The sequence below is a fragment of the Pseudonocardia sp. genome, assembly GCF_050250275.1.
Taxonomy (GTDB): domain Bacteria; phylum Actinomycetota; class Actinomycetes; order Mycobacteriales; family Pseudonocardiaceae; genus Pseudonocardia.
The window spans coordinates 323,849-336,333 of the sequence record NZ_JBFWOY010000002.1 but is presented as its reverse complement, the minus strand read 5'-3'; the positions used below and the strand labels follow the sequence as shown (position 1 = coordinate 336,333).

Sequence of the window (12,485 nt, the reverse complement as noted above, 5' to 3'; positions counted from 1 at the left end):
TCCGCGGACAATGTCGCGCGAACCGCGCGTCCCGGACCTGGGCGTGGACGGCAGGAGTACGGGAAACGGAGACCCGCCGTGAGCACTCCCGGTTGGACGCAGGGCCCCGACGGCCGCTGGTACCCGCCCCCGCCGCCCGGTCCGCCGCCGCCCGGCGCGCATCCGCCCTTCGGACCGGGCGGTGGCCACCCGCCGCCGCCCGGTGGGGGCTACCCGCTGGGCCCGCAGCGGGGCGGCAACCACCTGCCGCCCCCGCCGCCGCCCGCGCCGCCGCGCAGGAGCAACACGGGCCTGATCGTCGCGATCGTCGTGGTGGCGCTGGTCGTCCTGATCGGGGTGGGCGGCTTCTTCGCCTACCGGGCCGTGACGAGCGTGGCCGCGGGCGTCACCGGCGGTGCGGGTGGTGAGTGCCCCGTGGTGTCGACCGAGGACGTCGACTCCGTGCTGGGCGGTACCTTCGACGTGATCGCGATGGGCGGCATCGGGTCCATCGCGGCCCCGATCCTCGACTCCCGGGTGCTGCCCGACGCGCAGACGTGCTGGGCCGTCCAGTCAGGCTCCGGCGACAGCGACCTCGGCAAGCTCGCCCGGATCGCCCGCTACTCCGGTGGCGACGCCGCGGCCCGCTTCCAGGCCGAGCTGGTCAAGGCGCAGGGCACGAGCGAGGACCGCGGCAACGGGATCACGGTGTCCTCGTCGGCGTACTTCGCGAAGTCCGTCGAGGCGGGCGACGAGGCGTTCTGCACGACCGGTGACGGCACCAGCTCGGCGGGTGCCCTGGTGCGCCGTGGCGACCTGCTGGTCTACGTGTCGACGACCGCGGGCGGGGAGGGTGGCCTGCCGCAGATCCAGCTCGACCCCGGTGCCGGCCCCGGCGCCGCGGTCGGCTTCGCCACCGACGACGCCAACTGCAACCTGGCCGTCGAACTCGCGGGGAAGGTGCGCTGACGGCAGCGGCGCCACCCGCGAGGGTGGCGGCCGCGCGGTGCGGTGTCCCGGCGGGTTCACCGCGCCCGGTGCACCCGGACCCGGGCCGGCCGCACGCATCGCCCGCCCGCGCGCAGGCCGTCTGCCAGGGTCGCGACCACGGTCCGGTCCAGGGTCGCGTCGGCGGTCGGCGTGACCTCGGCGGCCTCCATGGTCGCCGCGTCGAACACGTCGCCGGGCAGGGGGGTCACGACGAGCCCACCGCGTCCGGCGAGGACCCGCTCCAGCCCGGCGGCCAGCGCCTCGAACGCCTCGGCGTCCGGCGCCCCCGCGGCGGTCGCCGCGCAGGTCAGGGCGTCGGCGCGCAGCGCGTGCAGGTCGACGAGCAGGGATGTGTCGGGGTCCGGGCCGGTGGCGGCGGGACGCGCGGACGAGGCGGTGGCCTGCCGCGCGAGCAGCCGGGCCACGTCGTCGACCTTGTCCGCGATGTCGCGAAGGGAAGGTTCGCTCACGGTGCTCGAACCTATCGATAGCCTGACGCCGTGGCCGTCCACGGTATCGATCTCGGCACGACCAACTCCGCCATCGCCCGCATCGCCCCCGACGGGAGCCCCGTGGTGCTCACGGGGATGTCGGGGGAGCCGACCACCCCGTCGGTCGTGCTGTTCGCCTCCCGTGACGAGTACGTCGTCGGTGAGGGTGCCCGCCGCGAGGCCCGGCTCGACCCGGAGCACGTGTGCGCCCTGGTCAAGCGCCGGATGGGCGACGCGGCGTGGCGGTTCGTCGCGCACGGCAAGGCGTGGTCGGCCCCCGCGGTGTCGTCGCTGATCCTGTCGAGCCTGGTCGCCGACGCACGCTTCGCCGACGGCGTGGAACCGGGGTCGGCCGTCATCACGGTGCCCGCGTACTTCGGCGACGAGGAACGCCGCGCGACGGTGCAGGCCGGTGTCTACGCGGGCCTCGACGTCGTCGACGTGCTGTCCGAGCCGATCGCCGCCGCCCTGTCCTACGGGTTCGGCCGCCTCGACGGCAGCGTCGGAATGCGCAAGGGTGACGTCGCCGACCCGGAGACCGTCCTCGTCTACGACCTCGGTGGCGGCACCTTCGACGTGACCGTCATCGAGCTGGCCGACCGCCGCATCTCGGTGCTCGCCGTGGAGGGCGACCACCAGCTCGGCGGCGCCGACTGGGACGAGCGGCTCGCGCTGCACCTGTCGCGGGAGTTCGGCGGGGCCGAACCCGGTGCCGAGGACCCGCTCGACGACTCGGCCGGTGCCCAGGCCCTGGTCCTGGCCGCCGAGCGCGCCAAGCGCGAGCTGTCCGACGCCGAGCGCACCGATGTCGTCGTCGCCCACGACGGGGCCCGGGTCACGGTGCCGGTGACCCGCACGGAGCTCGCCGAGCTGACCGCGCCGTTGCTGCGCCGCACGATCGACCTCACCCGGTCCTGCCTGGCCGAGGCGGCGCGGCGCGGCGTCGACCGCGTCGACCGGGTGCTGCTCGTCGGCGGGTCGTCGCGGATGCCGGCGGTGGCCGAGGCGCTGCGCCACGAGCTCGGGCTGGAGCCGCTGCTGCACGACCCGGACCTCGCCGTGGCCCGCGGTGCGGCGCTGTACGGGGAGAAGAAGGAGCTGGAGCGCATGGTCGGGGCCGACCTGCGCAGCCGGGGGCGGCTGCGCGACGGCGAGCCCGTCGAGGACGCCGCGTCGGCGGACCTCGACGACGCCTGCCGCCGCGTCGCCGACGCCTTCGCGGTCCCGCTCGCGCAGGTCCGCCGGGCCGTGGAGATCCGCGTCGACACCGTGGTGTCCCGCGGGTTCGGCGTCCTCGCGCTCGGCGACGCCGGCCGCCTCGAACCGACGTGGCTGGTCCACCGCAACGACCGGCTCCCCGTGCGCACCAGCCGCTCCTTCGGGACGGTGCGGGCCGACCAGTCCGTCGTGCAGCTCACCGTCGTCGAGCAGCAGGGCCAGGCGGAGTCGCAGCGCGCCCAGGACGTCAAGGTCCTCATCCAGGGCGAGATCACCGGCATCCCGCCCGGCCACGACGAGGGTTCGGAGATCCGGGTGACGTTCGAGATGGGGTTCGACGGGGTCCTGCACGTCACCGCGTTCCACGTCGACGCCGCGCTGCCGCTGGAGCTCACCGCCACGACCGGCGCCACGTTGTCGCAGTCCGAGGTCGCCCGCGAACGCGACCAGCTGGGCCGGGCCCGCCGTCGTGGCTGACCCCGGGACGCTGGAGCCGTTCGACCCCAACGGTTACCGCAAGCGGGTGCTGGCGGCGGTCGAGCGCCGCGGCGGCCCCGACACGTCCGACCCGTTCGAGCTCTACGACATCCCCGTCGACGCCGCGGCCGCCGGCGCCCTCGACGACGCCGCCGTGCAGGCCCGCGTCGACGAGGTGTGGGGGTTCTGGCAGCGCCAGCGCGACCACCCGAAGTACCGGGTGCTCGTCGCGGAGCTGGTCGCGGGCCACGATGAGCGCAGCGCCGACCTGCGTGACCCGGGGCGGCGCCGGGTCGCCGCCGTGGCGGCCCGGGCGGTGCGCGAGCAGCGGGACGCGGCTCGCTACCGCCTCCTCGATGCCGCGATCGGGCGGCTCGTCGACCGGCACGGCGGGGTGCCGGCCGACAAGGTCGAGGGCCTGTACGACGTCGGCGCGCTCGCCGGGCTCGACCGCGCCGAGGTGACCGCGCGGCTGAACCGGCACCGGCTGCTGCCCGCGGTCGCCGTCCCCGCGCCCGAGGTGCCCGTGGTCGGCCCGGCGCGGCGGCGCGAGGTCCGCGCACTGCTCGACGAGTTCGGCAGGCTCACCGGCGCGACGGCGCCACCGACGCTGCTGGCGCTGCTCGGCCTGGGTACCGACGCCGGCCCCGAGGAGGTCGCGGAGAGGGCCGCCGGCTGGCGTGCCCGGGCCCGGGAGCTGCCCCCCGACCGGCTGCGCGTCGTCGTCGACGAGCTCCTCGTGCACGTCGCGGACCTGCTCGAGACCGGGCCGCGGGCGATCACCGGCTACCTCGCCGCCGTGGCGGCCGACGTCGCCGACAGGCTCCGGCCGCAGGTCCGGGCGGCGGTGCTGGTCGAGGACCGGCTCGTCGCCGAGGACCACGCCCACCTCGTCGATGCCGCCGTCGAGGGAGGTCTGGACCGGGCGGCCGCTGCCGCCCTCGTGCGGCGGCTGGCGGCGGAGCTCGGCGCGGAGGTCGAACCGGTACCCGCCGCCCCCGCGCCCCGGCGCCGCGACCCCGCCCCGCCGCGTCCGGGCCCCGACCTGCGCGAGGTCCGTCGCGCCCTGCGCGAGGGCAGGCCCCGCGCCGCGGCGGCGCTGCTGGGCGACGTCGGCGGTCTCGACGGGGCGCCCGGCACCCAGGCCCGCGCGCTCGCGGGCGAGATCGACGCCGTCCTCGCCGAGGCCACCCGCACCTGGCTCGTGCTCGACGCCGCCCGCGCCGCCCGGCGTTGGGTCGAGGCCGAGGGCCTCGCCGACCGGCTGTGCCGCACCGCCTCGGACGTGCCGAGCGGCGACGGCCGGACCGCCGCCGACGCCGCGGCCGAGGCCCGCGACCGGGTCGCTGCCGCCGATCGCGCCGTCGCGCAGGCGCCGGCCGGGCCCCCCGCCGACCGCGTGCGTGCGCTCAGGGCGGTGCTCCAGGCCTGCGTCGACCACGCCGGCGCGTTGGACGCGCTCTCGGAGCAGGCGCCGCCCGCGTGTCCCGCCTGGGTGTCCGCGGCCCGCGACGGCGCCGGCGCCGTCGTCGTGCTGTGGGAACCGACGGCGGGCGCCGGGGTGACGCACAAGGTGGAGCGGCTCACCTCCGAGGGGGTGTGGCGGGTCGTCGGCCGGACCGGTGACGCGGCGATCGAGGACGGTGGCGCACCACCCGGCGTCGAGGCGCCCGTCTACCGGGTCACCGCGCTCGTCGACGGCCGGGCCTCCGCCCCCACCCGCTCCGACGACGCTCCGCAACCCGTTGCCGCGCAGCAGGTGTCGCCGCCGGGCGCCGGGCCGTCGGCGGTGCGTGCCGAGCGCGGCGCCGGTGGCGTCGTGCACGTCGGCTGGGCGGGGGAGCCCACCTCCTGCTACCGCGTCCGGCGGCGTCGCCCGGACGGTGGCTGGAGCGTCGTGGGGCGGGTGTTCGGTACGTCGGTCGACGACGCGAACGTCCCACCCGGGAACCTTCCGGTGTACGAGGTCGTTCTGCTCGACGACGGCGCCTCCCCGGGCGACGTCGCGCCCCGGGCGTGCTCGGACGGGTGACCTGCTCCACGCCCGCCGCGCTCCCGGCCGGTCCGGGCACACTGGGATCGGGCGGGATGTCCTGTTTCAGGAGACCGCCGACCGGTGTCCTGATCACCGGCGATACCGTTGCCGCGACCGGTGACGGGCACGAGCCCGCCGGGCCGTGAGGCCCCATACGAGCGCAACAGAAGTAGAGGACATGAACCTTCGCATCTTCGGATGGTCGTACGCGGTCACGATCGTGTCCCTGGTCGTCGCCTTCCTCTACGGCGGTGTCGAGGCGCTGATCCTGTGCGCGATCCTCGGCATCCTGGAGATTTCGCTCTCCTTCGACAACGCGGTGGTCAACGCGACCGTGCTCGAACGGATGAGCCCGTTCTGGCAGAAGATCTTCCTGACGATCGGCATCGTGATCGCCGTCTTCGGGATGCGGCTCGTGTTCCCGCTGCTCATCGTGGGCGTCACGGCGAACCTCGGCCCGATCGAGGCGTTCCAGCTCGCCCTCGAGCAACGACCCGAGTCCGACCCGACGAGCTACGCCTACCTGCTCAACCAGGCCTACCCCGAGATCGCGGCCTTCGGCGGCATGTTCCTGTTCATGCTGTTCCTCGACTGGGTGTTCGAGGAGCGCGAGCACAGCTGGCTCACGTGGCTGGAGCGTCCGCTCGTCAAGATCGGCGCGCTGAACCGCGTCTCCATCGTCATCGCGATCGGCGCCCTCGTCATCCTCGCCAGCACGCTGGCCGCGGAGCCGGGCAAGGTGCTCGTCGCGGGCTCGCTGGGCCTGGTCACCTACCTGCTCGTCAACGGTCTCGGTGACTTGTTCGAGCAGGCCGGCGGGGCCGACGCCCTCGCGGGCGGCGACGACGACGGTGCGGCGAAGGCCGGGCGCAGCGGCGGCCCGTCGACCCTCGCGAAGGCCACCGGCAAGGCCGGCTTCTTCCTGTTCCTCTACCTCGAGGTCCTCGACGCGGCGTTCTCCTTCGACGGCGTCATCGGTGCCTTCGCCGTCACCACCGACCCGATCCTCATCGCCCTGGGCCTCGGCCTCATCGGCGCGATGTTCGTCCGGTCGCTGACGGTGTTCCTGGTGCGCAAGGGAACCCTGCAGGACTACGTCTACCTCGAGCACGGCGCGCACTGGGCCATCGGCGCGCTGTCGGTGATCCTGCTGGTCGGCATCGGCTTCCACGTCAACGAGATCGTCACGGGTCTCATCGGTGTCGCGTTCATCGGCGCGGCGTTCCTGTCGAGCATCCTGCGCAACCGCAGGCTGGCCCGCCAGGGCGTGCAGACCGAGCAGCCGGTCGACGAGCTCGCCGCGGAGAAGGCCGCGTCCGACCACACGCCCGACGGTGCCGCGGCCGCCGGGGCGGACGTCGACGCGCCCACGACCGGGTCCGGTGACCAGGTCCGCAAGTAGCACGGGGCGGGCGGTCCCTCGGCCGCCCGCCCGCTCGTACCGGATGACCCCGTAACCCTGTGAACGGAGCCATTGCATGAGCGTGAACCTGACCAAGGGCCAGAAGGTGTCGCTGGCCAAGCGCGGCGGGGGCACCCTGTCCGTCGTGCGTATGGGCCTGGGCTGGGACGCGGTGAAGAAGCGCGGCCTGTTCGGCGGGTCGAAGTCGCAGTCGATCGACCTCGACGCGTCGGCGCTGCTGTTCGACGGTGCCGGCCAGCTCGTCGACGCCGTCTGGTTCCGCCAGCTGCAGAGTCGCGACGGGTCGGTGCGCCACACCGGCGACAACCTCACCGGCGACGGGGACGGCGACGACGAGTCGGTCATCGTCGACCTCACCCGGCTCTCGCCGGGCACCACCCAGATCGTGTTCACGGTGAACTCGTTCACCGGCCAGGACTTCTCCCAGATCGAGAACGCGTTCTGCCGCCTCGTCGACGAGACCACCGGCGAGGAGCTCGCGCGCTACGACCTGAGCGGTTCGGGCCAGCACAACGCCCAGATCATGGCCAAGGTGTCGCGCGCCGGCTCGGGGGAGTGGACGATGACGGCGATCGGCGCCACCGCGAGCGGCCGCACCGTGCAGGACCTGGTGCCCGCCACGGCCGGCTACCTGTAGGCGTTCGCCCGACGACGACGGCCCGCGCCCCGTGAGGGACGCGGGCCGTTCGTGTGGGCGGAGCTGCTTACAGGTCGAACTCCGACGGCGCGATGCCGACGGCGTTGCACGCCTCGCGGACGGCCTGCTTCTCGTCGTCGTCGAAGTTGCCGTCGGCGCCGCCGATGATGATGCCGACCTGGATCACCGCGCGGGCGGCGTCCTGCTTGCTCTTGAGCTTCGCGATCGTCTGGATCGCCTCGACCTTGCCGAAGTCGTAGTCCTTCTCCAGCTTCGAGGCGTAGAAGGTGAACTTCTCGAGCAGCTCGCTGGCGGGGAAGATCGACAGCACGTCGTTGCTCGTGATGAAGTTGGCCGTCTTCGTGCGCTCCTCCGGCGAGATCGTCCCGTCGGCCGCCGCGATGAGGGCGCAGATCGCCATGCTCGCGTTCGCGAAGTCCTTGTTCTTGAACTTGCCCACCTGGGTCTTCGCGTTGGCGGACATGTCGGCCGCCCGTTCCTTGAGCTGGTCCCACAGCGCCATGTATGGCTTCCTTCCTCGATGTGGCGGACGCTCAGGCGCCCGCCCCCAGACTGCCAGAAACGGGAATTTCGGTACGAATCACCTGGCTCGCAAGGAGTTCCAGGAGCTCCTCGCCGCCCGCCACCCCGCGGGCAGCCGTGACGGTCAGGTGCGGGCGCCGCCACCCGGTGTCGGCCAGCTCCCCGTGCGCCGGGCGGACGGCGACGTCGGCGGCCTCGAGCAGATCGGTGTCGAGCAGCGAGTCCCCGGCCGCGAACAGCGCTCCGCCGCCACAGCGGGCCCGGACCTCCTCCGCCGCTGCGGCCTTCGTCAGCGGCACGGGGACGGCGTAGACCTTGCGGCCCTGCAACGACACCCGCCAGCCCCGTGGCCCGCACCAGGCGCCGAGGTCGTCGACCCAGCCCGCCGGCAGCGCGTCCCGGTCGACGACCGCGTAGACGAACATCCCGTCGGCGTCGCGCAGCGTCCGCACGAACGGGCCCGCCATCCCGTCGAGGTGTGCGCGCACCTCGGCGATCGGTGCGACCCCGGCGAGGCGGCTGCGGACCAGCGCGGCCCAGCCGGCATCGGGCACCCCGTCGACGAGCAGGTGCCCGCCGTTGGCCGCCACCGCGAACCGCGCCGGTGGGCCGGGCAGCCTGACGCGGGCGAGCTGGGCGACCGTGCGGGTCGTCGTCGGCACCACGGTGGCCGCCGCACGCAGCCGCAGGAACGTCGCGGCCGCCCGTTCGGTCATGAACGACAGCGGCGCGGCCCGGTAGGTCTCGACGCACAGCAGCCGCGGTGCGAGCTCGTCGGGCACGTCGAGGGCCAGCGCGGCGGCGGAGTAGATGACGGTGCGGTCGAGGTCGAGGCACACCACGGGCCTCACCGGAGCGCTCACCCCGCCACCGCCAGGCCGTCGGCGCCGGTCGCGCCGCGGGTGAAGCGGGGATGGATGAGCCCGACACAGTTGTACGGCAGGCCCGGCACCTCCTCGACGGGGACGCCGCGGCGCTGCGCGAGCAGCACGACGTGCGCGATGTCCTCGGCGGGCGCGCCCGCGCGCACCAGCACCCGCCACGGCACGCGGCGCAGCAGCACCCGCGTCGTCTCACCGACGCCGGGTTTGACGAGGTTGACGTCGTCGACGCCGTAGCGGGCGCCGACCCGCGCGACCTCGGCCGTGCGGTCCGGGTCGACGGTCCGGTCGCTGGGCGCCGACACGTCGCCGACCTGCCCGAAGGCGGCGGTGACGGTGTCGAGGAAGTCGGCGGAGACGTCCGCGTCGGCGAGCCCGCGGTAGAACTTCGCGCCGTGGTACTCGCCGGGGCGCAGCAGCGCCGGGTTGAGCACCGTGCGCGACACCAGGCCCGACACCGTCGAGTTCAGGCAGGCCGAGGCGACGAGCCAGTCGTCGCGGGTGCCGTAGGTGCGTGCGCAGCGTCCCGGGTCGGCCAGGACGGCGAGGTCGGGGTCGAACCGGGTCCCGGTGGTGGCGGCGTGGCCGTCGAGGGCGGCGGTCAGCTCGCGCGAGATCGCGCCCTTGCCGGTCCAGCCGTCGACGAACACGACACGCGACGGGTCGTGGTGCGCGGCCAGGTAGCCGAGCGCGACGGTGTCGATGCCGCGGCCGCGGACGATCGACACCGCGTAGTGCGGCAGGTCGAGACCGTGGGCGTGAGCGGCCCAGCGGCGCACCAGGATCCCGACCGGCGTGCCCGCCCGGGCGAGCGATACCAGCGTGACGTCGCGCCCGCGTTCGGCGAGGACCAGCTCGGTGACGGTCGCGACCGCCCGGGCCAGCCGCAGCGCCGACCCGTCGAGGGCGCGCCGGTACAGCGCCAGGTAGTCGGGGTCGGGCTGGAACTCCTTCGGCAGCGACTCCGCGTAGTGCGCGCCGCCGCTCTGGATTGCCTCCTCGCGCTCCTCGGTCGGCGCCTCCAGCTCGACGCCGGAGAGGTCGGTGAGCAGCCAGCCCACCTCGTCGGGCGCGTAGCTGCCGAAGCCGGCGTCACCGTCGGAAGTGCTGCCGCGCAATGGTTTCGGGAAGTTCACGGGGTCACCACCACGGTGAGGACGGACGCCCGGTCGGCGAGTGCGGCCAGCAGCCCGGTGTCGAGCGCGGGGGTGTCGGCCGGGGGGTCGACGACGACGAGCACGTGGTCCCAGCGCACGTCGCCCGGGACGCCGACGTTGTAGGCGTAGCGGGGCCCGGGCCCGTCGGCCGGGTCGTCGTGGGCGGGGAAGGTGATGCCCGACGTCAGCGCGTAGCCGGGGTCGTGGGTGACCACGGCGGGGGAGCGTGTCGTGGTCGAGAAGGCGATGTCGTGTCCCGCGTCGGCGAGCTCCTGCGCGAGCCGCAGCGGCACCGCCATCAGCTCCTCGGTGCCCAGGACGAGCGTCCGCGCCCCCGGGCGCAGCCCGGCGGCCCCGGCCAGCGCCGCGGCCATCGCCGGCAGCGCGGCCCCGAGGCGCGCGTGGTCGGCCGGGCCGAAGCCGTGCCGCCCGCCCTCGGGGGTGGCGGCGGGCCAGCCGAGGCCGGCGAGCCGGAGCCGCGCGACCTGCGGCGGGTGTGCGCCGGGACCGGACGGGCCGGCGCCGGGAACGGCATCGATCGCGGCACGCAGTGCGTCGGCACGCTCGGCGAGGTCGGCCGGCAGCTCGATCGACGCCCGGGCCAGGCAGACGACGTCGAGCCGCGCGCCCAGCGCCGCCACGTCGTCGACGAGGCGGCTGTCGGGCGGGCGGGAGTCGACCAGTGCGGCCAGCACGTAGCGCCCCCGCGGTGCGGCCCGGTGCAGCGCGGCGATGGTGTTGAACGCGGTACGGCCGGTCGACAGCTCGTCGTCGACCAGCACCAACGGCCGCGGGGTGGCCAGGAACGCGGGGTCGGTGGGCAGCAGCAGGTGGTCGGTGGCGTGCGAGTGCTCCTCGGTGAACCCGCCCGCGGTGGCGACGTCCGCGACCGGCCGGCGCGTCGAGTGCAGGTAGTCGGCGCCGAGGGCCTCCGCGACGCAGTGCCCCAGCGCCGTCGCGGTCTCGGCGAACCCGACGACGGCGACGTCGTGGGACGGGCCCCCGCCGGCGGCGGTCGCCGCGACGGCGCCCGCGTGGACGTCGGCCGCCGCGGCCCGGTTGCCCCCGACCGCGGCGTGCAGCAGCGCGACGGGCACCGGGCGGGGGGCGCGGTCGTCGAGCACGTCGGCGACGCGCGCCCCGAGCAGCAGCCCCGCCGCGCGGACCAGCCTCGGGTCGGTCGGGACGTGTTTGCCCAGCACCCGCGACACCAGCAGCTGGGCGCGGCGGGGGTTGCGGCGCAGCGCCAGGCCCAGCAGCACGCGCGGGTCGGCGTCCCCGGCGCCACCGGCGTCGTGGAGCACGACACCCATGCCCTCGACGACGGAGCGGGACGTGGTGCGCGGTGCGGAGGCGGTCACCGCGACAGGCTCGACGCGAGCAGGTCGACCACCGACACCCCCGGCGCGGAGACCCCGAACACCTCGGCGCGCAACAGGGTGCGCCGCGCCCACGCGGCGTGCGGGCGGATCTCGTTCATCCGGACGCCGCTGCCCGAGGCCATCACCCCGCCCGGCCGGTCGGTGCCCGCGACGTCGCGCGCGTCGTGGTACTCCTCCGAGCTCACCACCGAGAGCGCGTTGACGATCGCGACGTGGCTCGGGTGGATCGCGGTCTTGCCCTGCAAGCCGTTGACGCGGTCGAGCTGCACCTCGCGGATCAGCCCGTCGATCGCCCGCGAGACGAGGCTGCCGCGCAGCTCGGACTCGTCGTGCTCCTCGAACGGGGTGCGCCGCAGCTGCGGCTTGAACAGGCGCTCGGCGTGCCCGTAGTACTCCCAGACCGGGCCGGTCACCGTGAATCCGGTGCCGTCGGCGCGGCCCAGCACGTTGACGACGTCGGCGATCAGGTCGGCGACGACCTTGACGTCGTAGATGGAGAAGTCGGCGGTGCGCCGCAGCCCGTAGAGGGCGCACAGGTCGGTGGCGCCCAGGCGCACGGCCAGCACGCGGTGGCGGTCGCGGTGCAGCAGCGCGCGCAGCCGGGCCAGCTCGTCGACACGCGACTCCGCGTAGAGGACCGTGCCCGACTCGATCACCGGCATCGCCCACAGCCGGCGCCCGCAGCCGCGTTCGGCGGTGTCGAGCGCGGTGAGGAACGGGGTGCCGGTGGCGGCGGTGAACTTGGGCAGGACGAACCCGTCGAGCACCTCCACCGAGTCCCCGAGCCGGTCGACGAGCGCGGTGATCTGACCGGGTTCGCGGACCCGGACGAACACCAGGGGGAGACCGGGTGCGCCGGGGTCGCCGTCGGCGGTCGCCCCCCGGTGCAGCTCGCCCAGCGAGGCGACGATGTTGGCCTCCGCGTCGGCGACCCGGTCGTCGGCGATCGCGTCCTCCAGGCAGACGACGACCGAGGTGACCCCGGCCGTCGCCTGCTTGGCGATGTCGGCGGCCAGCGCGGGCCGGTCGCCGGGCATGTAGAGCGTCGCGCCGAGCGCCACCGACAGGAGGTCGGACCCGCTGTCGCGGCCGAAGTCCTGCGGGAGGCGCTCGAACAGTGCCGCGGCGTCGGCCGCGGTCAGGGACCCGAAGTGGCGCACGGGTTCTTCCTCGTCTTCCTCATGGGTTCCCCGCGCGGGAGGTGTCGCCCGCGCGGAGCAGTCCTGCACGACGTCGACGCCACCGCGGTGTGGCCCCCGGGTCCGCGGCCGG

At 75.0% G+C, this 12,485-nt stretch carries 11 protein-coding genes; 5 read left to right on the top strand and 6 right to left on the bottom strand.

All coding sequences use genetic code 11. From position 1 onward, the window contains the following. Positions 1-78: 78 nt before the first annotated feature. Positions 79-948, top strand: a complete 870-nt coding sequence (locus AB7F12_RS03630; protein WP_428499246.1) for a hypothetical protein — start codon at positions 79-81, stop codon at positions 946-948. Between the two features lie 56 nt (positions 949-1,004). On the opposite strand, the gene grpE is transcribed toward AB7F12_RS03630, so the two are convergent. After that, on the bottom strand, positions 1,005-1,439 hold the full coding sequence (gene grpE, locus AB7F12_RS03625) for a nucleotide exchange factor GrpE (protein WP_428499247.1): 435 nt from the start codon (positions 1,437-1,439) through the stop codon (positions 1,005-1,007). 30 nt (positions 1,440-1,469) lie between these two features. Between grpE and AB7F12_RS03620 the strand changes: the two genes are divergently transcribed. From AB7F12_RS03620 to AB7F12_RS03605, 4 genes are all read left to right on the top strand, one after another. After that, positions 1,470-3,155: an Hsp70 family protein gene (locus AB7F12_RS03620; protein ID WP_428499248.1), complete on the top strand. Its 1,686-nt coding sequence runs from the start codon at positions 1,470-1,472 to the stop codon at positions 3,153-3,155. Next, on the top strand, positions 3,148-5,187 hold the full coding sequence (locus AB7F12_RS03615) for a hypothetical protein (protein ID WP_428499249.1): 2,040 nt from the start codon (positions 3,148-3,150) through the stop codon (positions 5,185-5,187). Before AB7F12_RS03620 ends, AB7F12_RS03615 begins: the two co-directional genes overlap by 8 nt. A 181-nt stretch (positions 5,188-5,368) precedes the next feature. Continuing rightward, the gene (locus AB7F12_RS03610) at positions 5,369-6,592 is read left to right on the top strand and encodes a DUF475 domain-containing protein (protein WP_428499250.1); all 1,224 of its coding nucleotides are present in this window, start codon (positions 5,369-5,371) and stop codon (positions 6,590-6,592) included. 76 nt (positions 6,593-6,668) lie between these two features. Beyond that, positions 6,669-7,250 (top strand): TerD family protein, encoded by a 582-nt coding sequence (locus AB7F12_RS03605; RefSeq protein ID WP_428499251.1) that lies wholly within the window; start codon positions 6,669-6,671, stop codon positions 7,248-7,250. Positions 7,251-7,317: 67 nt separating this feature from the next. Here the strand turns inward: AB7F12_RS03605 and AB7F12_RS03600 are convergent, their stop codons facing one another. The 5 genes from AB7F12_RS03600 to AB7F12_RS03580 are packed head-to-tail and all read right to left on the bottom strand — an operon-like array spanning position 7,318 to position 12,373. Further along, positions 7,318-7,773, bottom strand: a complete 456-nt coding sequence (locus AB7F12_RS03600; RefSeq protein WP_428499252.1) for a tellurite resistance TerB family protein — start codon at positions 7,771-7,773, stop codon at positions 7,318-7,320. A 31-nt stretch (positions 7,774-7,804) separates the two neighbouring features. Next, on the bottom strand, positions 7,805-8,656 hold the full coding sequence (locus AB7F12_RS03595) for an HAD family hydrolase (protein WP_428499253.1): 852 nt from the start codon (positions 8,654-8,656) through the stop codon (positions 7,805-7,807). Then, positions 8,653-9,810: a cysteine protease StiP family protein gene (locus tag AB7F12_RS03590; protein ID WP_428499254.1), complete on the bottom strand. Its 1,158-nt coding sequence runs from the start codon at positions 9,808-9,810 to the stop codon at positions 8,653-8,655. The genes AB7F12_RS03595 and AB7F12_RS03590 overlap by 4 nt, the downstream gene beginning before the upstream one ends. After that, positions 9,807-11,192: a phosphoribosyltransferase family protein gene (locus AB7F12_RS03585; RefSeq protein WP_428516247.1), complete on the bottom strand. Its 1,386-nt coding sequence runs from the start codon at positions 11,190-11,192 to the stop codon at positions 9,807-9,809. The genes AB7F12_RS03590 and AB7F12_RS03585 overlap by 4 nt, the downstream gene beginning before the upstream one ends. Continuing rightward, entirely contained in the window at positions 11,189-12,373 is a 1,185-nt protein-coding gene (locus AB7F12_RS03580) for an HpcH/HpaI aldolase/citrate lyase family protein (RefSeq protein ID WP_428499256.1), read from the bottom strand. Before AB7F12_RS03580 ends, AB7F12_RS03585 begins: the two co-directional genes overlap by 4 nt. Positions 12,374-12,485: the final 112 nt, after the last annotated feature.

Excerpts from the sequence above, each read along its gene's own strand:
- AB7F12_RS03610 (WP_428499250.1), top strand. The coding sequence starts at position 5,369 with ATGAACCTTCGCATCTTCGGATGGTCGTACGCGGTCACGATCGTGTCC.
- AB7F12_RS03605 (WP_428499251.1), top strand. The coding sequence starts at position 6,669 with ATGAGCGTGAACCTGACCAAGGGCCAGAAGGTGTCGCTGGCCAAGCGC.
- AB7F12_RS03600 (WP_428499252.1), bottom strand. The coding sequence starts at position 7,773 with ATGGCGCTGTGGGACCAGCTCAAGGAACGGGCGGCCGACATGTCCGCC.